The sequence below is a fragment of the Streptomyces lonarensis genome (assembly GCF_012033735.1).
Lineage (GTDB): Bacteria > Actinomycetota > Actinomycetes > Streptomycetales > Streptomycetaceae > Streptomyces > Streptomyces lonarensis.
In genome coordinates this window covers 1-24,792 of the sequence record NZ_JAAVJD010000027.1, presented here as the reverse complement: position 1 = coordinate 24,792, position 24,792 = coordinate 1, and the positions used below count along the sequence as shown (strand labels likewise).

The following is a 24,792-nucleotide window of genomic DNA, read 5'->3' as shown; positions in this document are numbered from 1 at the left end:
GATCGGGTGTGTACCTGTCAACCGATACCTCTTGCCATGCGATGGATTGCGCGAACGCGCCATGGACGGCTACGCGTTGGGGCGGTCGGGCGTGGTGCCGAAGTGGGCGTTGGCCGCGAGCCACTGGGTGTACCGCGGATTGCGGCGCGCGGCCTCCCGATGGGCCTGACGTGCGCGGATGAGCACCGCGGGCGCCGCGCCGGCAGCCGCCGACGCGGGGTGCCAGGCGAGCAGGTGGTGCCAGGAGAGCGGGTTGCCCGCCAGTGGCAGCGTGACGATGCCGGGCGTCGGCGGGAAGATCGCCTTGCACGGCGCCACCGCCCGCCCCGCCTGCACCAGATGGACACAGGCCGTGGTGTCGAGTTCGTAGACCGAGGTCGGGGTGAAGCCCGCGCGTGCGCACGCGGTGGAGAAGCAGTCCCCGAAGCAGCCGTCACCGGGGGCGTCCACCCACTGCTCGCCCGAGAGGGCGGCCAGGTCCAGCTCGTGGCGGTCGGCCAGGGGGTGCTGCTCGGAGAGCATCACGAAGATCGGGTCGTGGCCCACGGTCTGCCACGTCAGCTGGTCGGGGGCCGGGGGAGTGGCCTCGCCGCAGGCGCCCGCGAGCGCGAAGTCCAGCCGTCCGGAGACGACCAGCTCGCTCAGCTCCTCGATCGACCAACTGGTCAGGGTCGATATCGCCGCCTGGGGGTGGAGCAGCGACAGCTGGTCCACGAGTCCGCCGAGCATCGGCCCCGGGGTGCCCGCGAGGCGGAACCGCGGCAGGTCCTCCAGGGTGTTGGCGAACCGTACGGCCTCCTCCTGGAGCTCCCGCATCGCGGGGAGGAGGACCCGGGCCCGGTCCAGCACCAGCTCGCCGAGCGGCGTGGGCTGCGCGCCGTGCCTGCCGCGCTCGAAGAGCGCGCCGCCGAGCGCCCGTTCGATGCGTTTGAGTTGGGCGCTGAGTGCCGACTGGGCCAGCCCGAGAGAGGTGGCCGCCCGGGTGAGGCTGCCGGCCTCGTCAATCGCACGGATGATCTTGAGGTGGCGTAGCTCCAGGTCCATAACCGGAAGCTACGGGCCCAGTATGGCGAGTGACAAGCATCGATCGGCGCTGCCTGGTGCGGGGGTGCCGTGCGGACGCGCCAAGTCCGCACGGTGGCCGATCTGTTCGTGGCGTGTGCACGCCATGTGTGGTGAAGGTGCAGTTCACCGGGGGGTGGCGGCCGCTCGGGCGTGCGTCGCGACCGCGCACGCCCTGGGAGTGGCGCGGCTGTCCCGCGCCCGCGGCGCGGTTCGTGGGCGGACCGGCTCCCGCTCGGAGGTTGGGTGAGCGGGAACCGGTCCGCGTCCGGGGCGCCCCGGGACCGCCCGCCGGGCGGTGGTCACGGGGCGTCAGACGCTCTGGGCGCCCGGTCCGGGGGTGGGTCAGGGCATCAGCACGCCGTCGATGATGTAGACGGTGGCGTTGGCGGTCTGCACGTTGCCGCAGACGACGGTGGCGTCCTCGTTGACCGTGAAGTCCTCGTCGGAGCCGGCGACGGTCACGGTCTCACCCTGCAGGGTGGTGTGCTCGCCGTCCAGGTCCTCGGGGGCCAGGCGCTCGCCCACGACGTGGTAGGTCAGGACGTCGGTGAGCGCGTCCTGGTCCTCCAGCAGCGCGTTGAGGTCCTCCTCCGGGATCTCGGCGAACGCCGCGTCGGCCGGGGCGAAGACGGTCAGCTCGGGCGCGTCGTTGAGGGTGTCGACCAGGCCGGCGGCGGTCACCGCGGCGACCAGGGTGGACAGGTCCGGGTTGTTGGACGCGGCGGTGGCGACCGGGTCCTGGGCCATGCCCTCGAAGCTGCCCGGGCCGTCGGTCGGCACGCCGGAACAGGCCGGGCCGAACGGCGCGGCGGCGGCATCGGTCTCGCCGGCGTCGTCCCCGTCCATGTCGTCCATGTCGTCCATGCCGTCGGTCTCGTCGGTGGCACCGCCGTTGTCCTGGCCGGTCTCCGTGGTGTCCGACCCGTTGTCGTCGTCGCTGTCCGAGGAGCAGGCGGCCAGCGAGAAGGGCAGGATCGCGGCGGTGGCGACGGCGACAGCGGTACGGCGGATACGGGTGTTCATGTGATCTCTCCTTGAAGGACGGGCGAACGGTCGTGCGCCCTGCGGGGAAGGTGTTCAGGTCTGTCGGGTGGTGGCGGTGCGGCTGTCGGTCAGTCCACGGTGACCACCACCGAGTGCCAGCCGGTGGCGCCGTCGGGCACCGTGCCGACACGTTCCTCGGTCTGGGTGTAGCCGGAGCTGTCCGTGGCGCGGACCTCCAACCGGTGGGAGCCGGGCTCGGCCTCCCACTCCCAGACCCACTGGCGCCAGGTGTCCTCGCCGGGGGCCGGGGCGAGGCGCGCCTCGCGCCACTCGCCGCCGTCCACCCGGACCTCGACTCCGTCGATACCGGTGTGCTGCGCCCACGCCACCCCGGCGACCGGAACGGTGCCGGCGGGGATCGTCGCGAACCCCCGGGGGGTGTCGATCCGCGACATGGTCTTGATGGGGCCTCGGGCCGCCCAGTCGCGCTCCACCCAATAGACGTCGAAGTCGTCGAAGGTGGTGAGTTCGAGCTCGGACAGCCACTTGCAAGCCGACACATACCCGTACAAACCAGGTACAACCATCCTGACCGGAAAACCGTTGCGGAACGGCAGCGGCTCCCCGTTCATGCCGACCGCGAGCATGGCGTCGCGGCCGTCCATGACGGTGTCGACCGGGCTACCGAGGGTCATGCCCTCCACCGAGCGGGCGACCAACTGGTCGGCCGCGCCGCCCTCCGAGGGCGGGCGGACGCCCGCCTCCCGGAGCAGCGGCGCCAACGCCACGCCGATCCAGCGCGCGTTGCCGACGTAGGGGCCGCCGACCTGGTTGGAGACGCAGGTCAGCGTGATGTCACGCTCGATCAGCTCGCGGTCCAGCAGATCCCGGTAGCTCAACTCCAGTTCGCGCTCCACGCCCCGGCCGAAGATCTTCATCCGCCAGGTGGTGGCGTCCAGGCGCGGCACCCGCAGTGCGGTGTCCACCCGGTAGAAGTCCTTGTTCGGGGTGGTGAACGGCGCGAGGCCGTCGATCTCCAGGTCGGCGCCGGGCGGCAGCGGCGGCGCCGGGTCACCGGGCCGGGGGATCGTCAGGGAGTCACGCGCGGCCTCGGCCTCGGCGTCCCCGGTGCTGAGCAGCCGGTTCCCCAGCAGCCCCGACCCGGCCGAGGCGGCCGCCGCCACCGAGGCCGCCCGGAGGAACCGGCGGCGGTCGAGGGCGGAGAGCACTCCGTGCTCCGTCGTCCCGCCCGCCTCGGTTGCGGGTGCCGCCCGGTCTGCACGCCCGGCGGGGTGCAGGATGCGGACCAGCAGCACCACCACCGCCACCGCCGCCACGCCCCCGACCAGCGAGGGCACGGCGTCCGGCGCGCTGCCTCCCGGGCGCCCGGCGGCCGTGACCGCCCCGAAGACGCCGAAGAGCGCCGCCCCTGCCGCGCCGGCCCGCAGGCTGCGGAGCGCGAGCAGTCCCACGGCCACCGCGAACAGCGTGAGCAGCGTGAGGATGCCGATCTGCAGCACGAGCTTGTCGGCCGTGCCGAAGGTGCGGATCGCCCAGTCCTTGACCGCGATCGGGGTGCGGTCGATGACCGCGCCGCCGACGGCGGTGACCGGCCGGGCCTCCGGGCGCACCAGCGCGGCGCACAGCTCGGCGACGGCCAGCGCCGCCACCGCGGCGAGGACGCCGCTGCCCGCCGCGTACAGGCGCCGCTCCCACCGCCCGGCACCACGGCCGGCGGCGGGGGCCACGTCTGTCTCCTCGGTCTCTCTCACGACCGGTATTCGGCGGAGCGACTGCTCCGGATGGGTCCATCACTCGATCGAATTACTTTGGCGCCACGACCCATCCATTCGGCCCACAGCACCGAATACCTCTCGACAGTGGTGACACCAGGCCCCGGCAGGGGCTGACGGCGAGCGGCGGAGGCAGTCGAATGACACGGGAAAAGCCCAGGTCAGCAGTGGTGGGCAGCGGGGTCTCGGGGTTGACCGCCGCCTACGTGCTGCGGCAGGACCACCGGGTGACCCTGTACGAGGCCGACGACCGGCTCGGCGGCCACGCCCACACCCACGACATCGACACCGGGGCCGGGTTCGAGCGGATCGACACGGGGTTCATCGTCCACAACGCGCGCACCTACCCTCGGCTGCTGCGGCTCTTCGACGAACTCGGCGTCGAGACGCAGGACTCCGAGATGAGCATGTCGGTGCGGTGCGAGGGGTGCGGCCTAGAGTACGCCGGCGCCCGCGGCGCCCGGGGGCTTTTCGCCCGCCCCGCCTCCGCCGCCGACCCGCGCTACCTGCGGATGCTGACGCAGGTGCCGCGCTTCCACCGGCAGGCCCGCCGGCTCCTCGCGGAGGACGACACCGGCGGCGCCGCCCGGGAGGCCACCCTCGGCGAGTTCCTGGCCGCCGGCCGGTACTCCCCGTACTTCGTCAGCCACTTCATGGCCCCCGTGGTCTCCGCGGTCTGGTCGTGCGACCCCGTCACGGCGCTGAGCTACCCCGCCCGGTACCTCTTCCGCTTCCTCGACCACCACGGAATGCTCTCCGTCTCGGGCTCACCGACCTGGCGCACCGTCACCGGCGGCTCCCGCTCCTACGTCGACCGGGTCGCCAAGCACATCCCGGACGTCCGGACCGGCACCCCGGTCCGCGGAATCCGGCGGCTCGGCGCAGGCAACGGCGTCGAGATCACCGACGCGGCGGGCACGACGGAGCACTACGACTCGGTGGTCCTCGCCTGCCACGCCGACCAGGCGCTGGCACTCCTCACCGACCCGACCGAGGACGAACGCCGCGTGCTCGGGGCCTTCCGCTACTCCCGCAACCCCACCCTGCTGCACACCGACACCACCCTGCTGCCCCGCCACAGCGGCGCCCGCGCCTCCTGGAACTACCAGCTGCCGGGCTGCGACAGCCCCGCCGGCGAGGTCCGCATCAGCTACGACATGACGCGGCTGCAGCGACTCCCCGGACCCGGTACCCACGTCGTCACCCTCAACGGGGAGGACCAGGTCGACCCCGACCGGGTCCTGGCGCGCATGGTCTACCACCACCCGGTCTACACCCCCGAGTCCGTCGCCGCCCAGCGGGAACTGCCCGCACTCAGTGGCAGGGTCACCGCCTTCGCCGGCGCGCACCACGGCTGGGGGTTCCACGAGGACGGCTGCGCCTCCGGTGTCGCGGCGGCCGAAGCGCTGGGGGTGACGTGGTGAGGGCCGCCCCCGCTCCCGCCGCCCGCCGAGCCCCGGACGGGACCGTTCCCCGGCTCTACCGCTGCGAGGTGCGGCACGCCCGTACCGGACCCGTCCGGTACGGGCTCCGGCACCGCACCTACATGTGGCTGGTCGACCTCGACCACCTGCCGCGGCTGCCGCTCGCCCTCCGCCCGCTCGCCCGGTTCGACCCGCGCGACCACTTCGGCGGAACCGCTCCCACCCTGCGGGCCGGCCTCGAACGGTTCCTCACCGCCCGCGGCGAGGAGGCGCCCGACGGGCCGGTCCTGATGCTCACCCACGCCCGGGTGCTGGGCCACGTCTTCAACCCGCTGACCCTCTACTGGTGCCACCGAGCGGACGGCACCACCGCCTGCGTCGTCGCCGAGGTGCACAACACCTACGGCGAGCGCCACGCCTACCTGCTGCGCCCCGACGCCCACCACCGGGCCACGACGCCCAAGGAGTTCTACGTCTCACCCTTCAACCCCGTCGACGGCGACTACCGGATGAGGCTCCCCGAGCCGGGGGAGCGGCTCGACGTCACCGTCCGGCTCGACCGCCCCGACGGGAAGCCCTTCGTCGCCACCCTCCGCGGCAGGCCCGGCCCGGGAGGCCCCGCCGGTCTGCTGCGCGCCGCCGCACGACACCCGTGGGCGCCGCTGGCCGCGTCGGCCGCCATCCGCTTCCACGGCATCCGTCTCTACCTCAAGGGCCTGCCGGTTCAACGCCGGCCCCGGCACCACCAGCAGGAAGGTATGCAGTGACCTCGCCCCGAACCCCCGCAGCGCCCGCGCAGCCCGAGCGGACGCCGCACCCCGCGACCGACGCTCCGCAGCACCACCTCCGGACAGCACCCGCGGCGGACGACTCCCGCACCCCGGCGCAGATCCGGGCGGCGGTCGACCCCGTCCGCTGGCCCGGCGTCGCGCAGGTGCCAACCTGCTCCCGGGCCCAGCGCGCCGTCGCCCGACGCATCCTGGAGGCCGCGCTCCGCCGGCTGCCGCTGCACACCCGCTTCCCGGACGGCCGAAGACTGGGCACCGGGGGGCCGGTGCTGGAGATCCGCGACCCCGACGCCTTCCTGCGGCGCGTCGGGACCTCCGGCACCATCGGCTTCGGCGAGTCCTACATGGCCGGCGAATGGGACGCCCCTGACCTCGTCGCCGTCCTCACCGTCATCGCCGACCACGCGGCGACGCTGGTACCGGGCCCGCTCCAGCGGCTGCGCCGGCTGTGGGCACCCGGCCAGCCGGCCAGCGGACGCAACACCCCCGCCGCCTCCCGCGAGAACATCGGCCGTCACTACGACCTCTCCAACGACCTGTTCGGGCTCTTCCTCGACGAGACCCTCAGCTACTCCTCCGCCGTCTTCCGGGGGTTCCCCGCCGAGTGGTCGCTGCTGACCGCCGCCCAGCACCGCAAGATCGACCGCGTGCTGGACCTCGCCAAGGTCACCGAGGGCACCCGCGTGCTGGAGATCGGCACCGGCTGGGGGGAGCTGTCGCTGCGCGCCGCCCGCCGGGGCGCGCACGTCGTCAGCGTCACCCTCTCCGTCGAGCAGGCCCAGCTGGCGCGCGAGCGGGTGCGTGAGGCCGGGCTGTCGGACCGCGTCGAGATCCGCGTCGAGGACTACCGCTCCGTCAGTGGAACCTACGACGCAGTCGTGAGCGTGGAGATGATCGAGGCGGTCGGCGCCGAGTTCTGGGGCACCTACTTCGCGACCCTGGACCGGCTCACCGCCCCCGGCGGGCGCGTCGCCCTCCAGGCCATCACCATGCCCCACGACCGGCTCCTCGCCAGCCGCCGCACCTACACCTGGATTCAGAAGTACATCTTCCCCGGCGGCCTGCTGCCCTCCACCGAGGTCGTGCGCCGTCTCACCTCCGAGCACACCCGGCTGGACGTGGCCCGCGCCGACCGCTACGGGCCGCACTACGCCGAGACGCTCCGGCTCTGGCGGGAGCGGTTCACCGAGCGCGCCGCCGACGTGGACGCGCTCGGCTTCGACGAGACCTTCCGCCGCATGTGGATTCTCTACCTCGCCTACTCCGAGGCCGGGTTCCGCTCCGGCTACCTCGACGTCCAGCAGTTCCTGCTCGCACCCCGCCCCGACTCCGCCGGCGGCCCGCCGGCCGCCACCCGCCCCGAGGACGGCTCCCAGTGACCCCAGCCATGCCGACCACCACCGCACGCGGTGCCGCCCCCCAGCTGATCCAGCTGCTGCAGCAGTACCTCCAGGGGCCCTCGCCCGTCCGGGTGCGTACCTGGGACGGCAGCGAAGCCGGCCCCGCCGGGGCGCCGCTCGTCGTGCTCCGCTCCCGCAGGGCGCTGCGCCACCTGCTGTGGCAGCCGGGAGAACTCGGCCTGGCCCGCGCCTACGTCACCGGCGAACTCGACGTCCACGGCGACCTGCGGGAGGGGCTCTCCGCCGCCCTACGCACCGTCCGTGAGTCCGGCGACGCCCCCGCACCCACCCTCGCCGACAAGGCGGCGGCCCTCCGGGTCCTCGCCCGGCTCGGCGCCGTCGGTCCGAAGCCGCAGGCCCCCGCCGGCGAGGTCCGCCTCAGCGGCGCCCTGCACAGCCGGGGCCGGGACCGCAAGGCGATCAGCCACCACTACGACCTCCCGCCGGAGTTCTACGCCCTGCTGCTGGACCCCGCGATGGCGTACTCCTGCGGCTACTGGACCCGCCCGCCCGGCGAGCAGGGCTACGGACTGCCCGAGGCGCAGCGCGACAAGCTGGAACTGGTCTGCCGCAAGCTGGGCCTGCGTCCGGGGACCCGGCTGCTGGATGTGGGCTGCGGCTGGGGCTCGCTCTCGCTGTACGCCGCCGAGCGCCACGGGGCCAAGGTCACCTCGGTCACCCTCGCCCGCGAGCAGGCCGAGTACGTGCGCGAGCAGGTGCGCGAACGGAAGCTGGAGGACCTGGTCGACGTCCAGCTGTGCGACTACCGCGACATCCCCGGCGGCTGGTACGAGGCCGCCGTCTCCCTGGAGATGGGCGAGCACGTCGGCGACGCCGAGTACCCCGGCTTCGCCGCGATGATGCACCGCATGCTGCGCCCCCGCGGCCGGGTGTTGATCCAGCAGATGTCCCGCGGCGCGAACGCCCCCGGCGGCGGCGCGTTCATCGAGGCGTACATCGCGGCCGACATGCACATGCGGCCGGTCGGTGAGACCGTCGGACTGTTGGAGGGAGCCGGACTGGAGGTCCGCTCGGTCGACTCCATGCGCGAGCACTACGTCCACACCATCGCGGCGTGGGCCGAGGCGCTGGAGGGCAACTGGGACGAGATCGTCTCGCTCACCGGGGTCGAGACCGCGCGGATCTGGCGCCTCTACCTCGCGGGGGGCGGTCTCGCCTTCCAGGAACGCCGCATGGGGGTGGACCAGATCCTCGCGGTCCGCCCCGACAGTGACGGAGGCAGCGGCCTGACCGGCACGCTGCGCGACTGGTACCCGGAGTGTGCTGCCTCGTGACCGACTACCCCTGGGGTGCCCTCGGGCTCAACCTCGCCCTGAGCGCCGCCGCCGCGCTGCTCGTGCTGCTGGCGACCTTCGCGGTCGCCGTGGTCCGCGGCGGCCGCCACCGGACGGTGGACATCGCGTGGGGGCTGGGCTTCGCCGCGGTCGCGCTCACCACCTTCGCCGCCTCGGCGGGGGAGGGCGACACCGCCCGCCGCACCCTCATCGCCGTCCTCACCGTGGTCTGGGGCGTGCGGCTGGCAGGCCACGTGACGTGGCGCAGCTGGGGCAAGGGCGAGGACCCGCGGTACGAGCGGATGCTCGCCAAGGCCCCGGGCCACCCGCAGCTGTACGCCCTGCGCATGGTCTACCTGCTCCAGGCGGCCCTGGTCTGGCTGATCTCGCTGCCGCTCCAGTTCGGCGCCTACCTCCCCGGCCCGCTGGGCTGGGTCGTCGTCCTGGGCATCGCCTGCTGGGCGGTCGGGCTGTTCTTCGAGGCCCTCGGCGACTGGCAGATGCACCGCTTCAAGTCCGACCCCGCCAACCGCGGCAAGATCATGGACCGGGGGCTGTGGTCCCTGACCCGCCACCCGAACTACTTCGGCGACTTCATGGTGTGGTGGGGACTCTTCCTCGTGGCGGCCGGCACCTGGCAGGTCGCGGCCATCACCGTCGTCTCCCCGCTGGTGATGAGCTTCCTGCTGATCTTCGGCAGCGGCAAGCGGCTCACCGAGAAGACCATGTCCCAGCGGGACGGGTTCGACCGCTACGCGGCGCGTACCAGCGGCTTCTTCCCGCTGCCGCCCCGCCGCAACGCACGTCCCGAGGACGGCCCCCGGCCCTGACGGGCCCGGTCGCCTCCGGCCTCACCCCGGCGGGGCCGGGACCGGTCGAGCGAGGCCGGAGCCGAACGCACACGAGCCGGGGGAGGACCGCCATGGTCCGCCCCCGGCTCGTCCGTTCACCCCGGCCCGCCGGCTGGGCGCCCGGTGGGCGGGACGCCGCCGGTGCGGGGTGAGCCCCGCACCGGCGCGGGTCAGCCGGACTCGGGGAAGGCCATCACCAGCAGGGGGTCCGAGGTCGGCTGCGGCGAGCCGCCCGCCGGTTCCAGCGTGATCCCCATGCCTCCCGCGCCGTTGACCGGCCCGTCCATCAGCACCGCGTTGGCGGCCGGCCCGTCGGCCGGGTCCATCAGGCCGCCGGGGCGCATCGTGCCGCCGTCGTCGAACCACAGCTGGTAGACCATGCCCGCGGGGGGCTCGGCCATGCCCGAGGCCACGAACACCGCGCGGTCCCGATCGGCGGAGAGCAGCACCGTGCCGGTGGCGCCGTCCTCCAGGTCGGTGCTGGCCACGGCCACGTCCGGTGAGGTCAGCACCCCCATCAGCTCGTCGTTGGACCGCTCGGCGAGCTGAGCCTGGTCGCGGGCGTCCCGTGCCTCCTGGTACTGCCAGGCGGCGAGACCGCCGCCGAGAAGGGCGCCGGCGACGCACGCCGCCAGCACCAGGCGGGGGATCACCCCGCCCAGGCGGGTCGTGCGCACCCGGCCGGTCCGCTCCGGCGGCACCTCCGGCGGCTCCTGCCGCACGGTGGCGATCTGCCGCAGCACCCGGACGCGCATCTCCGGCGGCGGTGTCGCGGCGACCGCCGCCCCGAGCCGCTGGGTGGTCGCGGCCAGCTCGCGGACCTCCGTCGCGCAGGAGGCGCAGTCGGCGAGATGGCGTTCGAACTCCGCCAGCTCCGCGTCCGACAGCGCGTGCAGGACGTAGGCCCCGGCGAGCGTGTGCAGGTCGGCGGTCATGCGGTCACCCCCAGGCAGTCGCGCAGCCGGATCAGACCGTCGCGCATACGGGTCTTCACGGTGCCGAGCGGCAGCGCCAGCAGTTCGGCCACCTCGCGGTAGGTCAGCCCCCGGTAGTAGGCGAGGGTCACGGACTGGCGCTGCAGCTCGGTCAGGGTGCGCAGGCAGCGCCGCACCTGTTCGCGCTCCAGGCGGGTCTCGACCTGCTCGGTCACCTCGTCGAACGCGGGGGTGTGCTCCAGGAGCGCGGCCCGCTGCTCCCGGTCGCTGGAGGCCTGCGCCGAACGCACCCGGTCCACCGCGCGGCGGTGCGCCAGGGTCATCGTCCACGCCATCGCGCTGCCCTTCTCCGGGCGGTAGCGCGCGGCGTTCCGCCATACCTCGACCATCACCTCCTGCGCCACCTCCTCCGACTGCGCGGGGTCGCGGAGAATGCTGCGGACCAGTCCGAACACCGGGCCCGAGACAGCGTCGTAGACGCTGCCGAACGCCTCGTGGTCACCCTGGGCGACCCGCACCAGCAACTCCGAGAGGTCGGGCGCGGTCGAGGGGTTCTCCCCGATGTACACCGGCTCCTTCATGCCCGGCCACCCCCGGTCAGGGGGGCGCGGCGGGGCCGGCACGGTACGCCGGACGGTGGCAGCGGCATGGATCTTCCTCCGGAACTTGGAACAGCGACCGGCGACCATCGGCCGGCCGCGTCGAGGGTGGCGCACCCTCGGACTGCGGGCTCGTCGACTATTCGTAGCCGACGGCGCAGCGGATGGGTGCGTCGGGCCGTGGTGGGAATCCATGGCGCGCTGCGCGCCTGCCCCGTCGCGACGGTTCCATTCACCCGTTCGCCACAGTCCTCGGGCGGACGTCCGTGCGGGCCGGGCCGGGGTCGGTGGCGCAGAGCGGCGGGGCACGCACGACGGCGCCCGCGCCGGCCGCTGTGAGGCGGATGGCGCGGGCGCCGTCGGGTGCGTCGGCGCTCAGCCGACCTGGTCCGGGTGGCTGCCCAGCCGGGTGTCGTTGTCGAGCTCGGCCAGCGCTTCGAGGTCGGCGTCGTCCAGCTCGAAGCCGAAGACGTCGATGTTCTCCTCGATCCGGGCGGGGGTCACCGACTTCGGGATGACGATGTTGCCGAGCTGGAGGTGCCAGCGCAGCACCACCTGCGCGGCCGTGGCGCCGTGCTTTGCGGCGATACGCGCCAGCTCCTCGTCGTCCAGCAGGCCCTTGCCCTGGCCCAGCGGCGACCACGCCTCGGTGTGGATGTCGTGCGTGGCGTGGAAGGCCCGCTGCTCGGCCTGCGGGAAGTTGGGGTGGAGCTCGATCTGGTTGAGGACCGGGACGATCTCCGTCTCCTCCAGCAGCCGCCGCAGGTGCGCGGTGGTGAAGTTGGAGACGCCGATCGCCTTGGCGCGACCGTCGGAGTAAATCTTCTCCAGGGCCTTGTACGACTCGACGTACAGGTCCTTGGACGGCACCGGCCAGTGGATCAGGTAGAGGTCGACGTAGTCGAGACCCAGCTTCTCCAGCGAGGTGTCGAACGCACGGAGGGTCGAGTCGTGGCCCTGGTCGCCGTTCCACAGCTTGGTGGTGACGAACAGCTCCTCACGCGGCAGACCGGAGGCGGCCAGCGCACGGCCGGTGCCCTCCTCGTTGCCGTAGACGGCGGCGGTGTCGATGCTGCGGTAACCGGCCTGCAGCGCGTGCCCCACGGCCTCCGTCGCCTGGTCGTCGGGGACCTGCCACACGCCGAAGCCCAGCTGGGGCATCTTGACGCCGTTGTTCAGGGTCACGAAGGGAACTGTGCTCACGAGGAAGCGGTCCTTACTGTCCGGGGGTGGTTATCCCATCATCAACGATGGTTTCCAGCCGCTCATTCCCGGTACCTGCCCCGTCACCCCCGCCCGCCGGCCGCAGGGGCCGCCGCACAGGCCGACGGGCGACGGAGGAGGGGCGGGCGCCGCGGGTGCGGCTCCGCCCCCGGCGGCATCTCCCGCCCCCGATCGTTGCGCCGCCCACCGCATCCGGCCACTGCGCGACCTGCCCCGACAGCACCTCATCGGTCCGCTGCACGGTCGCCGCGCCGGCGCGGCGACCGGTGGCTGCGTGCGCCGTTCGCAAGGCGGCGGGGCGGTCCGTCGCTTCGGCCCCGGCCGGCTCGCGCTGCGCGCCGGCCGCGGCATGCCGCAGCTGCCGTGATCACGCCCCGCTCATCGCAGCGGGCGGTGCGACGGCGGAGCTCCGCCCGGCACGACGCTCCGTCCCCGTCCGTCGCTCACGTCCAGCGGAGCGCACCGTGTTCCCCCAGGGACGACCGGCAGCCAATGCTCCCCTGCAACCACAGGACCGCCCGGGGAAGCCAGGCACGCAGGGGCCTGGAGCGCTGTCCCTCGGGACGCCGGTGCCCTGCCGCGCCAGGACGTCCGGCGCGGACGCCTCGCAACAGCCCCTCGCCGGGCCCATACGCTGGCCGCATGCGAATCCTGCACCTCCTGGGCTGCGCGGCACCCCCGGTCCGGTACCTGGCGGACGCCGTCCGGCAGGCGCACGCGCGCGACTGGCAGGTGTGCGTGGGCGTCACCCCGACCGCCGCCGAGTGGCTGGGCCCCGACGAACTGACCGGCCTGGAGAAGCTGACCGGCCACCCCGTGCGGACCCGGCCGCGGCCGGGCGGCCCGGCCGCGCACCCCTGGCCCGACGCGGACGCCGTCGTCGTGGCCCCCGCCACCATGAACACCGTCAACGCGCTGGCGCTCGGCCTGACTCCGCACCAGGTCGCGGGCACCGCGATGCGCGCGGTCGGCGGCCCCACGCCCCTGGTGGTCCTCCCCTGTGTCAACACCGACTTCGCCGCCCACCCGCAGTGGTCGCGGTCGGTCGACGCCCTGCGCGGCTCCGGTGCGCGCGTGCTGGTCGGCGAGGGCGGCTGGGTGCCGAACCCGCCCGGACAGTCGCCCCCGCCCGAGCTGTTCCCCTGGCATCTGGCCCTGGACGCGCTTCCCTGAGCGGCGGGACACCGCCCCGGGCGCGGCCCGCCCGCGCGGTGCCCCGCCACCCCGCCCACCGGCCGGTTCGCAGGGCGGGGGAGACTGGCCGACGTGTCAAGAGCCCTGCGATTCCTCGATCCCTACCTGCTGCTGCTGGTCGCGACCATGGGCCTGGCCGCGCTGCTGCCGGCGGGCGGCACGGCGGCGGACGCCGTGGACACCGTCTCCGTCGTGGCGATCGGTCTGCTGTTCTTCCTCTACGGCGCCCGGCTCTCCACCCGGGAGGTCGGGGACGGGGTGCGCCACTGGCGGCTGCACCTGACCATCCTGAGCTGCACGTTTGTGGTGTTCCCGCTGCTGGGGCTCGCGGCGGGCGCGCTCGCACCGTGGCTGCTGACCGAGCAGCTGGCGCTCGGGGTGCTCTTCCTCTGCCTCGTCCCCTCCACCGTGCAGTCCTCGATCGCGTTCACCTCGATCGCGCGCGGCAACGTCGCCGGCGCCATCGCAGCCGGTTCGTTCTCCAGTCTCATCGGCGTCGTGCTGACACCGCTGCTGGCCGGGCTCCTCATCGGGGGCGGCGCGGGCATCTCCCTCGACTCGCTGCTCCGGATCGCCCTGCAGCTGCTGCTGCCGTTCGTCGTCGGCCAGCTGCTGCACCGCTGGCTGGGCGCGGTCGTGGTCCGGCACCGGACCGCGCTGTCGTACTTCGAACGGGGGTCGGTGCTGATCGTGGTCTACGCCGCGTTCAGCGAAGGGGTGCGGGAGGGCGTCTTCGGGCAGATCAGCTGGCAGCGGCTGCTGGCCCTCTTCGCCGTCGTGGTGGTCCTGCTGGCGCTGATGCTGCTCATCACCGGGCAGGGGGCGCGGCGTCTGGGCTTCGGGCGCGAGGACCGTATCGCGGTGGTCTTCGCCGGATCGAAGAAGTCCCTGGCGGTCGGGCTGCCGATGTCCAGCGTCCTCTTCGGCGCGGACGCCGCGGTCACCGTGCTGCCGCTGATGCTCTTCCACCAGGTCCAGCTGATCGTCTGCGCCGTCCTGGCGCGGCGGTGGGCGGCGCAGGCGCCACCGGAGGATCAGGAGTCCGCCGGCAGCACCACCCGCTGAGCCCCGGCGTACACGTTCATCGAGTCCCCCCGCAGGAAGCCGACCAGGGTCACCCCCGACTCCTCGGCGAGATCCACCGCCAGGGACGACGGCGCCGAGACCGCGGCCAGCACCGGGATGCCGGCCATGACCGCCTTCTGGACCAGTTCGAACGAGGCCCGGCCGGAGACCATGAGTACCGTGTCGTCCAGCGGCAGGGAGCCGTCCAGCAGCGCCCGGCCCACCACCTTGTCCACCGCGTTGTGGCGGCCCACGTCCTCCCGCAGGTCCAGCAGGGTGCCGTCCGCGGCGAACAGCGCCGCGGCGTGCAGCCCGCCGGTCCGGTCGAACACCTTCTGCCCGGCGCGCAGCCGCTCGGGCAGCAGGGACAGCAGCTCGGGGGTGAGCCGGGGCCCGGCCGACAGGGCCCGCCGTGCGGTGGTGCGCACGGCGTCGATGCTGGTCCGGCCGCACATGCCGCAGGAGGAGGAGACGTAGACGTTGCGCGCCACCGACGGGGCGGGCGGCGGAACACCGTCCGCCAGGACCACGTCCACCACGTTGTAGGAGTTCGCGGACCGCCCGCCGGCACCGTCGTCCTCGGCGCCCGCGCAGTAGACCACCCGCGCCACCTCGTCGGCGGAGTGCACCACGCCCTCGCTGACCAGGAATCCCGCGGCGAGGGCGAAGTCGTCCCCCGGGGTGCGCATGGTGATCGCCAGGGCGTGGCCGCCGACCCGGATCTCCATCGGTTCCTCGCCGGCGAGGGTGTCGGACCGCTCCGCCACCTGCCCGCCGCGGATGCGCACCACCCGGCGCCTCTCGGTGACCCGTCCCATGCGTTCCGCTCCCGTCCGTGCCCGCCACCGGCTGCCGTCCGCGGGGTTCCGCCCGGCCGGCGGCCGCCCCGCGCGCACCGGGCCATCGTGCCACGGCCGCCCCGGCGGCGGCGCGCTGTCCGGTACTGTCCGCTGCTGCTCGCGGCGGGACCGCGGCGCCGTCGGGACGCGGCGCGGCCGCACCCGGACGCCTCAGCCGATAAGCGACACGACCGTGCCACGGCCGTGTCCCACCCCGACGTCGCGATGGGCGGCGGCCGCTTCCTCCAGGGGTCAGGCGGCCCGGACGTGGGTGTGGAGGGCTCCCGCGACCCACAGGCGGACCAGCACGCCCAGGCGTGCCGCGGAGCGCCGTCCCGCGATCCACCGGGCGCCGAGTCGTTCGCAGGCATCGACGGTGCCGACCCTGTCCCGGTCCGCGACCAGCGCGACCGCCGCTCGCAGGCCGTCCTCGCCGGCGGCGTCCAGCGCGACATCCACTCCGCCGGGCGCCAACTCCCGCACCCGGTCGACGAGGCCGTTCCCGTAAGCGACAGGGATCGTGCCGAGGTGACGCAGGTAGGCGTGGTTCTCCTCGCGGGCGGTCCCTGTCACCGTCGCGCCGGCCGCTCGGGCGAGCTGTGCGGCGACGGTGCCCACCCCGCCGGCGGCGCCGCTCACCAGGAACGTGTCGGCGTACCTCACCTCCAGCGCCTCCAGCGCCGTGAGCGCCGCCTGGCCCACCCCGGACAGGCCCCCGGCGACGGCCCAGGGCATGGCGGAAGGCGTGCGGGCCAGGCGGTCGGCCGGCACCACCACGTACTCGGCGTAGCACCGCTGGACGGCGGAAACCGAGCACCTCCGCGCCGACCTCCAACGCCTCGACCCCAGCGCCGACCTGGTCCACGACGCCGGCGAACTCTCCGCCGGTGATGTGCGGCCGGTCGATCGGGAAGCCGGGTGCCCGGTGCCCGGAGCGCACCGCGCAGTCGATGGGCTGACGCCGGCGGCCCGTACCGCGACCCGTACCTCCCCGGGCCCCGCCCGAGGGGTCGGCACGGAGACCTGCGTGAGTACCTCGGGGCCTCCGAAGGCGAAGAACGCACCTGCTCGCACCGTCGCACGGCATTTCCGGGGAGGCCTGCCGCAGGAGCGGCAGCACGGCTCCCACCCTGCTACCTGAAGTGCGGTTGAGGTCAACGGCCCGGCCGTTGCCGGAGGACCTGCGTTCCGTGGCCCGCGTACCGCCGGCCACGGTTCGGACCCTGCTCGGAACCCCACGGGGCACTGAGAGGGGAACGTGCTCAGCGGCGCGTGAACTCCTGCGTGACGCGGAGCAGGTGGGCCACCTCGTCCTCCAGCGTGTCGCTGCCGGGGCGCGGCGCCGGTACCCCGGCGGGGCCGCCGGGCGCGACACCCCGCCGCCGGTTCTCCAGGGCCCGCGCGATACGCGCCGCGTCCGCCGCCGGGTCGTCCAGTCCGTCCTGCCCCGGCCCGCCCAGTCCCGGCCCCTCCGGTCCAGGACCCGCCGGGCCGGGCCCGTGCGCGGGGAAGTGGGGGCGCAGGAGCAGCAGCCCGTCGTGGATCTCGATGACCCGCCGGTACAGCGCGAACTCCGCCGTCCGCCACCCCGGGCGGAGCCGTTCCGGTGCCGGGGCCAGCGCGATCTCCGGCGTCGCCTCGTGCAACGCCCGCCAGAGCGGGCCGAGCGCCCGGTGGCGGCGCCGGGCCTGCCAGCGGCGGCCGGTCGCGGCCAGCGGCCCGCCCCACAGCGTGACCGTCGTTCCGGCCAGCACCAGCAGGGCCGTCACCGCGCTGAGCAGCGTGGCCACCGGGTGCTCACCCAGCGGCTGCCGCCCGGTGGCGGCGGTGGAGACGATGTCGGACAGCCCCCAGGCGGTCCAGACGGCGCCTACCGCCCCGGCGAGGGTGAGAATCCGCAGCCCGACCCGCACCCGGCCCGGTCCGACCGCGACGGCGCGGCGGAGCAGCGCACCGCAGAGCAGGGCCAGGCACCCCACGCCGTACAGCACGAACAGCGCCGTGTAGAGCAGGAACAGCGTGACGCCCTCCACCACGACGGCGCCGGGCACGACCCGGACGCCGGCCGCGGCGAACAGCACCGCGGCGACCACCTGGAAGACGAGTGCTCCGGCGTGCTGCCGGCGGGCCCGGCGCCGGGAGGTGCGCCGGTCGTCGCTGCCCAGGGAGACGGCCAGCAGCGCCAGGAAGGTCAGCGCGTAGGCCTTGAGCGCTCTCGTCGCCCAGATGACCGGCTCGGTGGTGATCGCCGGTTCCAGCAGCCGGAGGGTGGGCGGGGCGTTGACCAGCAGCGCCAGTCCGCTGCAGGCCGCGAAGCCGCAGATGGCGCGCTGCACCGGGTCGGTGCGGGCCCCGCTGGAGAGGGCGAGGCGGAAACCGGCGAAAGCGAGGAAGACCGCGGGCGCCACGTAGGCGAGCGCACCGCTCATCCCGGGTCCCCGGGCGTCGCCGGTGCGGAGCCGGGTTCGAAGATGGAGCGGAGGTCCCCGGTGGGGGCCTGCCCGTGGCCCCGCGCGCGCCGGGTGACGCGGGTGAGGATGAGGGAGGCGACCAGTTCGGCCTCCCGCTCCTGCGGGTCGGTGTAGACGGTCCGCCCCAGGACGCGCCGCACCAGCGAGCCGTCGAGGTGCGGCAGGAGGGTCCGGGCCGCCGCCAGGTCGGCGCCGCCCGCCGCGCGGTGCCCGCACAGCAGGTGCGCCGCCTCGTGCAGCAGGATGTGCTGGCGGTGCAGCGGGGCGGTGTCCGCCGAGTAGGCGATGTAGTCGGCGCGCTCGGTGGTGACGAGGAGGCCGCAGGGGAGGTCGTGCCGACCGCGCAGCGGGAGCAGTTCGACCGCCCGCCCGCGGGCGGCGCCCAGCTCCGTGACGAACACGGCGGCGTCGAAGGGGTCCGGCAGGTCCACCGCCGCGGCGATGCGTCGGCAGCGCTGCCACAGTCGCCGAGCGGCGCGGTCAGCCACCGGGGCGCCTCCTTCGGGTGTCGGTCGCGTCCGGCCCGCTCCCGCCCTCCCGTGCCCGGCGCGGCGGCACGGCGGCCGCGCGGTGCACCGGACGCCGGGACGAGGGGGCCGCCCGGCCGCCGCTCAGTGCGGGTCCGGGCCGTTCTGGGCCGCCTCGCGGCGGGCGATGACGTCGATCATGTCGCTGATGGTCCCGACACCCTCCGGCGAGAGGTTCACGGCCCGCAGGGCGACGCTGCGCACGCCGGCCTCCCGCAGCGCGCCGAGCAGTTCCAGCTCCTGCGCGACCTCCCGGCCCTCCTCGTCGTCGAAGAAGTAGGCCACCGGCACCTGGAAGAACCCGGCGAGGGCCTCCAGATGGCGCTTGGTCGGGTTGTTCCGCCGACCGGTCCGGAGCTGCCAGAGGTAGGTGGCGGAGAAGCTCTCGCCCGTCGCCTCACGGCAGGAGCGCGCCACCTCCTCGTGACTGAACTGCTCCCGGTTGGGTCGGCAGACCACCCGGAAGAGGGCGTCGATCTTCTCCGCAAGTGTCGATGGTGCGGTGCGCTTCTCCGACTGCATTCCGCCCGTCCTCCGTCCCGACGTCCACCTCGCGCCCGCATCGTCCCACGCGTCCGTCGTGATCGTCGGACAGGTGTATGGGGCCGGGGGATCGCGCCCATGCTAGCCGACCGGGCGGGAGGGGATGAACTGAGATGAACAACGCCAATCACCGCACCTCACGGGGGCGTTGCCGCTGCTGCGCCCCGGTTCGGAGGGGCCGGTCCGACCGCGCGGGGCGGCGCGCGGTGCCCCGGGGGCGGCGTCGACCGCGCACGCCGCCCCCCGGCCGGCTCATCCGAGGCCGAGCAGCCGCAGCATCAGCTCCTTGACCTCCGTCGCGGCGTACCGGTCCCGGGTCTGCGAGGGGTCGGAGCACAGCAGCATCGGGCCCTCGGCGTCCGAGTCGGGGAGCCTTCCGTGGCTGCCGCGCACCCCCGACGGGTCCAGCGGCACCACCGTCAGCGGCGCCCGCATCCCGATCTTCTTCCGCGCCACCGTCAGCGCCGCCCGAGCCTTGACCGCGCTGATCGCGGGGTCGAAGAAGAGCTCCGCCGGGTCGTAGCCCGGCTTGCGGTGGATCTCCACGCCGCGGGCGAAGTCCGGCGCCCGGTCGTCGTCCAGCCAGTAGTAGTAGGTGAACCACGCGTTCGGCTCGGCGACGACCACCAGCTCTCCGGAGCGTTCGTGGGCCACGCCGACCGCCTGCTGCTGCTCGCGGTCCCACACCTCGTCCACACCGGGGAGCGCGGCCAGCACGGAGCGGACCCGCTCCACGTCCGCGGGGTCCGCGACGTAGACGTGCGCCACCTGGTGGTCGGCGACGGCGAACGCGCGGGAGGTGTAGGGGTCCAGGTACTCCATCCCCCGCTGGTCGTAGACGTTCAGCAGCCGCTCGCGCCGCAGCGCCCGGTTGAGGTCCACCGGCCGGTCGACCCCGGTGATCCCGTACTCGCTCAGCGCGAGCACGGTGTGCCCCCGGGAGCGCAGCTCCTCCAGCAGCGGCCCCAGCGCGGCGTCCGTCTCCCGCGCGGCCCGCACCGCCTCGGGCCCGTCGGGCCCGAACCGCTGCAGGTCGTAGTCGAGATGGGGGACGTACACCAGGGTGAGGTCGGGGTTCCGCTCCTCCACCACCACCCGGGTGGCGTCCGCCACCCAGCGGGTCGAGCGGATCGAGGCGGTCGGCCCCCAGTAGTGGAAGAGGGGGAACTCGCCGAGCCGTTCCGTCAGCGTGTGCCGCAGCTCCGCGGGAGCGGTGTAGCAGTCGGGCTGCTTGCGGCCGTCGTAGCGGTAGACGGGCCGCGGGGTGAGCACGGTGTCGACCTCCGCGCCCATCGCCCACCACCAGCACAGGTAGGCGGAGGTCAGCCCGGGCGAGCGCTCCCGGGCGGCGTGCCAGACCTTCTCGCCGTGCACCAGCTTGTTGTGCTGCCGCCAGAAGTGGATCTCGCCGTGGTCGCGCCAGTACCAGCCGTTGGCGACGGCGCCGTGCCCGGACGGGGTGAGCCCGGTGGTGAACGTCGCCTGGACGGTGCTGGTGACGGCCGGGAAGACGGTGTCCAGCGGAGCGGTGAAGCCCTCCTCCCCGATGGCGCGCAACCGGGGCATGTGTTCCAGCAGCGTGGGGGTGAGTCCGACGGTGCACAGCACCGCGAGCTTGCGGCGGCCACTCGGGGCGGTCGATGACATGGGGCCCTTCCTGCTTCCTGTTCGGTGCGGATCGTCGGGGGCCGCCGCGCGGCGGCGGCCCGTACGGGGCGCGGGCGGTCCGCCGCGCCGACGGGCGGCGCGGCGGGTCGGGGTCAGCCCGGCCGCAGTCCCTGGGTGAGCAGTTCCTCCCGGCACCAGGCCAGTTCGGCGGCGATGCCCTCGACCAGCCCCTCCGGGCCCTGCGGGCGGTGCTTCTCCGGGAGCACGCTCCAGGTGTAGGTCTCGACCTCGACGTGGTCGGTGACCGGGTGGTCGCCGCCGAAGAGCGTTCCCAGCGTGCGGGAGAGCAGCGGACGGCTGCTCCGCAGCGGCGGGTCCGGCTCCCGGTGCAGCGGCACGTGGAAGTGGACGCGCCAGGGCGCCTCACCGGGCAGCCCGTCGCGCTCGGCGAAGGCGGGCGCCAGGTCGTCCCGGCCCTCGACCGAGCCCGCTACCTCCTCCCGTACCTGGTGCAGGAAGCGCGGTTCGTCGAACGGTTCGAGCGCGGCGCGGCCGGCGGGGGCCCGCGGGGCGTCCGCGATGAGCGCGGCCGACGCCTGGGTCTTGACGATCGGCACCCCGGCGGCGACCGCGGTCGCGACCGCGGCCTCCGGCTCCTCGTGGGCGACGGCGAGGTGGCAGGCGTCCAGGCAGATGCCGAGGTACCGGGGATCGGTGTCCGCCAGCGCGGCGACCGCCTGGGGAACGGTCTCCGCGACGCACCCGGGCTCCGGTTCCAGTCCCACGCGGATGACCCGGCCGGTCCGGTCCGCCAGCTCCGCCAGACCCGCCGCCAGCTCGTCCAGCCGCCGCCGTGCGGCGTCACGGGAGGCCGGGTCCCAGGGGTCGCGCCACGCCAGCGGCAGCGTGGAGACACTGCCCCGCGTGACGTCCGCCGGTAGCAGCTCCGCCAGCACCGTCGCCAGCGCCAGCGTGTAGGCGGGGCGTTCGGGACCGGTCCAGTCCGGGTGGTAGACGGCCTGCTTGACCACCGGGTCGTGGAACCCGCGGTAGGGGAACCCGTTGAGCGTGACCGTCTCCAACCCGTGGTCGGCGAGCCGCTGCCGCAGCTCCGCGAGGTCGGCGGGGGAGCGGGCGAGCAACTCGGCGGTGGCGGCGGGCAGCCACAACCCCAGCCCCACCGTGTCCCACCCCAGCCGGTCGCGGACCGGGCCGGCGTAGCGGTCGAGCTGCGCGAGGATGCCGGCCGGGGTCTCGGCCGGGTGGACGTTGGTGCAGTACGCGAGGTGGACGGGGGTGCCGTCCGGGTGGGTGAGCCGCACGGCGCTCACCCGCCCCCGCGCAGCAGGGAGTTGCCGGCGAAGCTGCCGGGCGGGGGAGCGGGCTCGGCGGTCCCGGTCGGTTCGGCGTCCGGCAGCTCCAGCCTGCCGCTCTGCCCGTAGAACTCCACCGGGTTGCGCCACAGCACCCGGTCGACGTCGTCGGCGTCGAACCCCGCCGCGAGCATCGCCTCGCCGGTGGCGCGGGTCAGCAGCGGGTCGCTGTGGCCCCAGTCCGCCGCGGAGTTCACCAGCATCCGCTCGGTGCCGTACTCCTTCAGGATGCGCACCATGCGGTCGGGGTCCATCTTGGTGTCGGGGTAGATCGAGAAGCCCATCCAGCAGCCCGCGTCGGCGGCCCGCCGGACCGTCACCTCGTTGAGGTGGTCCAGGACGACCATGCCCGGGTCGATGCCGGACTCCCTGATCACCGCGATCGACCGGTCGGTGCCGCCCGCCTTGTCGCGGTGCGGGGTGTGCACCATGGCCGGCAGCTCGTGCTCCACGGCCAGCCCGAGCTGCACGGCGAAGGCGTGCTCCTCCTCGGGGGTCGCCGAGTCGAACCCGATCTCCCCGACGGCCACCACCCGGTCCTTGACCAGGTAGCGCGGCAGCAGGTCGAGCACCGGGACGCACCGCGGGTCGTTCGCCTCCTTCGGGTTGAGCGCGATCGTGCAGTGGTGGCTGATGCCGTACTGGGAGGCGCGGAAAGGCTCCCAGCCGAGCAGCCCGTCGAAGTAGTCGGCGAAGCTCTCGGGAGAGGTGCGCGGCTGGCCGAGCCAGAACGCCGGCTCCACGACGGCGGTCACGCCCGCCGCGCGCATCGCGCGGTAGTCGGCGGTGGTGCGGGAGGTCATGTGGATGTGCGGGTCGAAGATGCGCATCGGAGGCTGGCCTTTCTGCTGCGGGTCGGGCCCGCGTCGGACCGCCCGCGGGCGCTGTGGTCGCGCGGCGGGGGCGAGGAGGGCGGTCGGGGCGACGGGGCCGGTGCGCTCGGGCACCGGCCGGCGGGGGAGAGGAAGGGCTGCGGGGGAGGAGGGCGTCAGGCGGGGGTGATCAGCGCGAGGTCGGCGGGTACGGCACGGCCGGCGGCGCGCCGCTCCGCTGCCAGGCCGTCCGCCAGCGCCGCGAGCTCCGCGTCGCGCCGCTCGGCGAGCCCGGCGACGGCGCGCAGCGGCACCTCGACGAAGAGGCACTTCAGCACCGCCTGCCGCCAGGCGTGCTGGTCCAGGTGGCGCGCGGCGTACGGTCCGACCGCGGCTTCCACCAGCCGCGGGTCGTTGGCGCGCAGGGCGTCGCGCACCAGTTCCAGCGCGGCGTCCCCGACCGGCAGATGGGGCAGCGCCCGCAGCACCCCGCGGCGCTCGGCGGCGTCCCCCTCCCGGTACAGGAGCACGGCCGCCTCGGCCGTACCGGCGGGCGGTGCCTGCCGCAGGAGCAGCGTCCGCACCGCGTCCTCGACCCGCCAGCCGTCCGGCGCGCCGGGCAGCGGGCCCCGGCCGTAGCGGCGGCCCGCCGCCGGGAAGAGCCGCCGCAGCACCGCGGGGTCGGCGGCCTGCCGCAGCTCGGTCGACAGGCGAGCCGCGAGCGCCGCGTCGAGCGCCGCGTCCAACGCCTCCCGGAGCGCGGTGGTCTCCTGCGGCGACGCGGTGGTCCCGCCGCCCGCCGCCGGCGCCGGACCACCGCCGGACGGTTCCTGGGGCCGGGAAGAGAAGGTCGTCATGAGCGGGAAGCCTCCGTTCGCCGGCCGGGGACCGTACCGCGCGCCGTGGCCTCGGCCGCGCGCAGGAACCCGATGGAGTGTCGTGCGGTGGCCGTCGCCGCATGGCTGTGCCGCGGGAGTTCCACGGTCACCAGGCCGGTGTAGCCGGTGGCGGAGAGCGCCGCCAGCAGCGGTGGGAAGTCCATCTCGCCGTCGCCGAACGGCAGGTGCTCGTGGACGCCGCGCCGCATGTCCTCGATCTGCACATGGGCCAGCTCGTGGCCCACATCGGTGACGCACTGCTCGGGGCTGCGGTCCTCCAGGCACCGGCAGTGGCCGACGTCCAGTGTCAGACGCAGCGCGTCGGGGGAGCCCAGGCGGTCGCGCAACTGCGCCCAGTCGGCGAGCGAGGCGACCAGCATGCCCGGTTCCGGTTCGAAGGCGAGCGTGACGCCCGCTGCCTCGGCCCGCGGCAGCAGCTCGGCGACGCCGGAGAGCAGCCTCTCCCAGGCCAGGTCGTGCGAGACCTCGGGGGGCGGGGTCCCGCTCCACAGGTGGGTGACGGTGGCGCCGAGCTCCCCGGTGACGTCGATCGCCCGCTGCAGCAGGTCCAGCCGCAGCTCCCGGCCCTCCGAGGAGAGCAGGGTCGGCTGGTGCTTGTGCCAGGGGTCCAGGAGGTAGCGGGCGCCGGTCTCGACGGCGACGTCGAGGCCGGTGTCGTCGAGCGCCCGGCGCACCTGTGCCACGCGCCGGGACAAGTCGGGGGCGAACGGGTCGAGGTGCTGGTGGTCGAGGGTGAGGGCGACCCCGTCGTAGCCGAGGCCGGAGATGACCCGCAGCGCGTCGGTGAGGCGGTGGTCGGCGAATCCGTTGGTGGAGTATGCGAGGCGGAGCGGCATGAGGAACCTTCCCGGTGGGGGGCGGGGTGCTGCTCATGTGCGGGAGCGCCGGGTGGCGGCTCCCGCTGGGTGGCGGTGACGGGCCGGTCCGGCGCGGACGGCGCGCCGGTGCCGCGGGATACGCGAGCTGGTGCCTGCGCGCCCAGCTGCGGGCGCGCCGCGATCCGCGGCCGGAGCGGGTGCAGGCCGCCGTGGGAGCCGGTATCCACGGTCTGCTGCCGCTCCAGGCCGCGCTCGCCGCCCGCGCGGGCGCGGTGCGGGCGGCTC

General features: G+C 74.5%; 23 protein-coding genes and 1 pseudogene. 8 read left to right on the top strand and 16 right to left on the bottom strand.

Features of this window, described 5'->3' with window-relative positions; genetic code table 11:
- Nucleotides 1-69 precede the first annotated feature (69 nt).
- From HCN56_RS06095 to HCN56_RS06085, 3 genes are all read right to left on the bottom strand, one after another.
- Nucleotides 70-1,044, bottom strand: coding sequence for a LysR family transcriptional regulator (locus HCN56_RS06095; RefSeq protein ID WP_167968443.1), 975 nt, complete (start codon nt 1,042-1,044; stop codon nt 70-72).
- 363 nt (nt 1,045-1,407) lie between these two features.
- Nucleotides 1,408-2,088, bottom strand: a complete 681-nt coding sequence (locus HCN56_RS06090) for a fasciclin domain-containing protein (protein ID WP_167968442.1) — start codon at nt 2,086-2,088, stop codon at nt 1,408-1,410.
- Nucleotides 2,089-2,177: 89 nt separating this feature from the next.
- The gene (locus HCN56_RS06085; protein WP_167968441.1) at nt 2,178-3,797 is read right to left on the bottom strand and encodes a molybdopterin-dependent oxidoreductase; all 1,620 of its coding nucleotides are present in this window, start codon (nt 3,795-3,797) and stop codon (nt 2,178-2,180) included.
- 185 nt (nt 3,798-3,982) lie between these two features.
- Here HCN56_RS06085 and HCN56_RS06080 point away from each other — a divergent pair, with 185 nt between their 5' ends.
- The 5 genes from HCN56_RS06080 to HCN56_RS06060 all read left to right on the top strand — a co-directional run bounded on the left by HCN56_RS06080 (nt 3,983) and on the right by HCN56_RS06060 (nt 9,579).
- Nucleotides 3,983-5,266, top strand: coding sequence for an NAD(P)/FAD-dependent oxidoreductase (locus HCN56_RS06080; protein WP_167968440.1), 1,284 nt, complete (start codon nt 3,983-3,985; stop codon nt 5,264-5,266).
- Entirely contained in the window at nt 5,263-6,033 is a 771-nt protein-coding gene (locus HCN56_RS06075; RefSeq protein WP_167968439.1) for a DUF1365 domain-containing protein, read from the top strand. The genes HCN56_RS06080 and HCN56_RS06075 overlap by 4 nt, the downstream gene beginning before the upstream one ends.
- Before the next feature lie 122 nt (nt 6,034-6,155).
- Nucleotides 6,156-7,433, top strand: a complete 1,278-nt coding sequence (locus HCN56_RS06070) for a class I SAM-dependent methyltransferase (protein ID WP_312871075.1) — start codon at nt 6,156-6,158, stop codon at nt 7,431-7,433.
- Between the two features lie 8 nt (nt 7,434-7,441).
- The gene (locus HCN56_RS06065) at nt 7,442-8,749 is read left to right on the top strand and encodes a class I SAM-dependent methyltransferase (RefSeq protein WP_167968458.1); all 1,308 of its coding nucleotides are present in this window, start codon (nt 7,442-7,444) and stop codon (nt 8,747-8,749) included.
- The gene (locus HCN56_RS06060) at nt 8,746-9,579 is read left to right on the top strand and encodes a DUF1295 domain-containing protein (RefSeq protein WP_167968437.1); all 834 of its coding nucleotides are present in this window, start codon (nt 8,746-8,748) and stop codon (nt 9,577-9,579) included. The genes HCN56_RS06065 and HCN56_RS06060 overlap by 4 nt, the downstream gene beginning before the upstream one ends.
- A 191-nt stretch (nt 9,580-9,770) precedes the next feature.
- Here the strand turns inward: HCN56_RS06060 and HCN56_RS06055 are convergent, their stop codons facing one another.
- The 3 genes from HCN56_RS06055 to HCN56_RS06045 all read right to left on the bottom strand — a co-directional run bounded on the left by HCN56_RS06055 (nt 9,771) and on the right by HCN56_RS06045 (nt 12,337).
- Nucleotides 9,771-10,535 (bottom strand): anti-sigma factor, encoded by a 765-nt coding sequence (locus HCN56_RS06055; protein WP_167968436.1) that lies wholly within the window; start codon nt 10,533-10,535, stop codon nt 9,771-9,773.
- Nucleotides 10,532-11,116: a sigma-70 family RNA polymerase sigma factor gene (locus tag HCN56_RS06050; RefSeq protein WP_167968435.1), complete on the bottom strand. Its 585-nt coding sequence runs from the start codon at nt 11,114-11,116 to the stop codon at nt 10,532-10,534. The genes HCN56_RS06055 and HCN56_RS06050 overlap by 4 nt, the downstream gene beginning before the upstream one ends.
- Nucleotides 11,117-11,509: 393 nt before the next feature.
- Nucleotides 11,510-12,337, bottom strand: a complete 828-nt coding sequence (locus tag HCN56_RS06045; protein WP_167968434.1) for an aldo/keto reductase — start codon at nt 12,335-12,337, stop codon at nt 11,510-11,512.
- Nucleotides 12,338-13,000: 663 nt separating this feature from the next.
- Between HCN56_RS06045 and HCN56_RS06040 the strand changes: the two genes are divergently transcribed.
- Nucleotides 13,001-13,531, top strand: coding sequence for a flavoprotein (locus HCN56_RS06040; protein WP_167968433.1), 531 nt, complete (start codon nt 13,001-13,003; stop codon nt 13,529-13,531).
- Nucleotides 13,532-13,678: 147 nt separating this feature from the next.
- Complete coding sequence (locus tag HCN56_RS06035) at nt 13,679-14,617, top strand: bile acid:sodium symporter family protein (protein WP_209312410.1); 939 nt, start codon at nt 13,679-13,681, stop codon at nt 14,615-14,617.
- Here the strand turns inward: HCN56_RS06035 and fdhD are convergent.
- From fdhD to HCN56_RS05985, 10 genes are all read right to left on the bottom strand, one after another.
- Nucleotides 14,587-15,435 carry a formate dehydrogenase accessory sulfurtransferase FdhD gene (gene fdhD / locus HCN56_RS06030; protein ID WP_167968431.1) on the bottom strand — a complete coding sequence of 283 codons (849 nt, stop codon included), beginning with the start codon at nt 15,433-15,435 and terminating at the stop codon, nt 14,587-14,589. The genes HCN56_RS06035 and fdhD overlap by 31 nt on opposite strands.
- Before the next feature lie 273 nt (nt 15,436-15,708).
- Nucleotides 15,709-16,191 (bottom strand): zinc-binding dehydrogenase, encoded by a 483-nt coding sequence (locus HCN56_RS26225; RefSeq protein WP_245246031.1) that lies wholly within the window; start codon nt 16,189-16,191, stop codon nt 15,709-15,711.
- A 527-nt stretch (nt 16,192-16,718) separates the two neighbouring features.
- On the bottom strand, nt 16,719-17,885 hold the full coding sequence (locus HCN56_RS06020; RefSeq protein WP_167968430.1) for an MAB_1171c family putative transporter: 1,167 nt from the start codon (nt 17,883-17,885) through the stop codon (nt 16,719-16,721).
- A complete protein-coding gene (locus HCN56_RS06015) occupies nt 17,882-18,415 on the bottom strand; it encodes a ParH-like protein (RefSeq protein ID WP_312871074.1) in 534 nt (177 codons plus the stop codon). Before HCN56_RS06015 ends, HCN56_RS06020 begins: the two co-directional genes overlap by 4 nt.
- A 123-nt stretch (nt 18,416-18,538) precedes the next feature.
- A complete protein-coding gene (locus HCN56_RS06010; protein WP_167968429.1) occupies nt 18,539-18,976 on the bottom strand; it encodes an XRE family transcriptional regulator in 438 nt (145 codons plus the stop codon).
- 273 nt (nt 18,977-19,249) lie between these two features.
- Entirely contained in the window at nt 19,250-20,644 is a 1,395-nt protein-coding gene (locus tag HCN56_RS06005; RefSeq protein WP_209312408.1) for an alkaline phosphatase family protein, read from the bottom strand.
- A gap of 113 nt (nt 20,645-20,757) precedes the next feature.
- Nucleotides 20,758-21,927, bottom strand: coding sequence for a metabolite traffic protein EboE (gene eboE, locus HCN56_RS06000; protein WP_167968428.1), 1,170 nt, complete (start codon nt 21,925-21,927; stop codon nt 20,758-20,760).
- Nucleotides 21,928-21,932: 5 nt separating this feature from the next.
- Entirely contained in the window at nt 21,933-22,808 is an 876-nt protein-coding gene (locus tag HCN56_RS05995) for a TatD family hydrolase (protein ID WP_167968427.1), read from the bottom strand.
- Nucleotides 22,809-22,966: 158 nt separating this feature from the next.
- The gene (locus HCN56_RS05990) at nt 22,967-23,647 is read right to left on the bottom strand and encodes an EboA domain-containing protein (RefSeq protein ID WP_209312407.1); all 681 of its coding nucleotides are present in this window, start codon (nt 23,645-23,647) and stop codon (nt 22,967-22,969) included.
- Nucleotides 23,644-24,525: a sugar phosphate isomerase/epimerase family protein gene (locus HCN56_RS05985; RefSeq protein WP_167968426.1), complete on the bottom strand. Its 882-nt coding sequence runs from the start codon at nt 24,523-24,525 to the stop codon at nt 23,644-23,646. Before HCN56_RS05985 ends, HCN56_RS05990 begins: the two co-directional genes overlap by 4 nt.
- 14 nt (nt 24,526-24,539) lie before the next feature.
- Here HCN56_RS05985 and HCN56_RS26940 point away from each other — a divergent pair.
- Nucleotides 24,540-24,792: pseudogene (locus tag HCN56_RS26940) on the top strand (hypothetical protein); the annotation flags it as partial.

Bases quoted from the DNA above. Each gene is read 5' to 3' on its own strand.
- HCN56_RS06095 (WP_167968443.1), bottom strand. From the start codon at position 1,044: ATGGACCTGGAGCTACGCCACCTCAAGATCATCCGTGCGATTGACGAG.
- HCN56_RS06090 (WP_167968442.1), bottom strand. From the start codon at position 2,088: ATGAACACCCGTATCCGCCGTACCGCTGTCGCCGTCGCCACCGCCGCG.
- HCN56_RS06080 (WP_167968440.1), top strand. From the start codon at position 3,983: ATGACACGGGAAAAGCCCAGGTCAGCAGTGGTGGGCAGCGGGGTCTCG.
- HCN56_RS06065 (WP_167968458.1), top strand. From the start codon at position 7,442: ATGCCGACCACCACCGCACGCGGTGCCGCCCCCCAGCTGATCCAGCTG.
- HCN56_RS06055 (WP_167968436.1), bottom strand. From the start codon at position 10,535: ATGACCGCCGACCTGCACACGCTCGCCGGGGCCTACGTCCTGCACGCG.
- HCN56_RS06050 (WP_167968435.1), bottom strand. From the start codon at position 11,116: ATGAAGGAGCCGGTGTACATCGGGGAGAACCCCTCGACCGCGCCCGAC.
- HCN56_RS06040 (WP_167968433.1), top strand. From the start codon at position 13,001: ATGCGAATCCTGCACCTCCTGGGCTGCGCGGCACCCCCGGTCCGGTAC.
- HCN56_RS06035 (WP_209312410.1), top strand. From the start codon at position 13,679: ATGGGCCTGGCCGCGCTGCTGCCGGCGGGCGGCACGGCGGCGGACGCC.
- fdhD (WP_167968431.1), bottom strand. From the start codon at position 15,435: ATGGGACGGGTCACCGAGAGGCGCCGGGTGGTGCGCATCCGCGGCGGG.
- HCN56_RS26225 (WP_245246031.1), bottom strand. From the start codon at position 16,191: ATGCCCTGGGCCGTCGCCGGGGGCCTGTCCGGGGTGGGCCAGGCGGCG.
- HCN56_RS06020 (WP_167968430.1), bottom strand. From the start codon at position 17,885: ATGAGCGGTGCGCTCGCCTACGTGGCGCCCGCGGTCTTCCTCGCTTTC.
- HCN56_RS06010 (WP_167968429.1), bottom strand. From the start codon at position 18,976: ATGCAGTCGGAGAAGCGCACCGCACCATCGACACTTGCGGAGAAGATC.
- HCN56_RS06005 (WP_209312408.1), bottom strand. From the start codon at position 20,644: ATGTCATCGACCGCCCCGAGTGGCCGCCGCAAGCTCGCGGTGCTGTGC.
- HCN56_RS05995 (WP_167968427.1), bottom strand. From the start codon at position 22,808: ATGCGCATCTTCGACCCGCACATCCACATGACCTCCCGCACCACCGCC.
- HCN56_RS05990 (WP_209312407.1), bottom strand. From the start codon at position 23,647: ATGACGACCTTCTCTTCCCGGCCCCAGGAACCGTCCGGCGGTGGTCCG.
- HCN56_RS05985 (WP_167968426.1), bottom strand. From the start codon at position 24,525: ATGCCGCTCCGCCTCGCATACTCCACCAACGGATTCGCCGACCACCGC.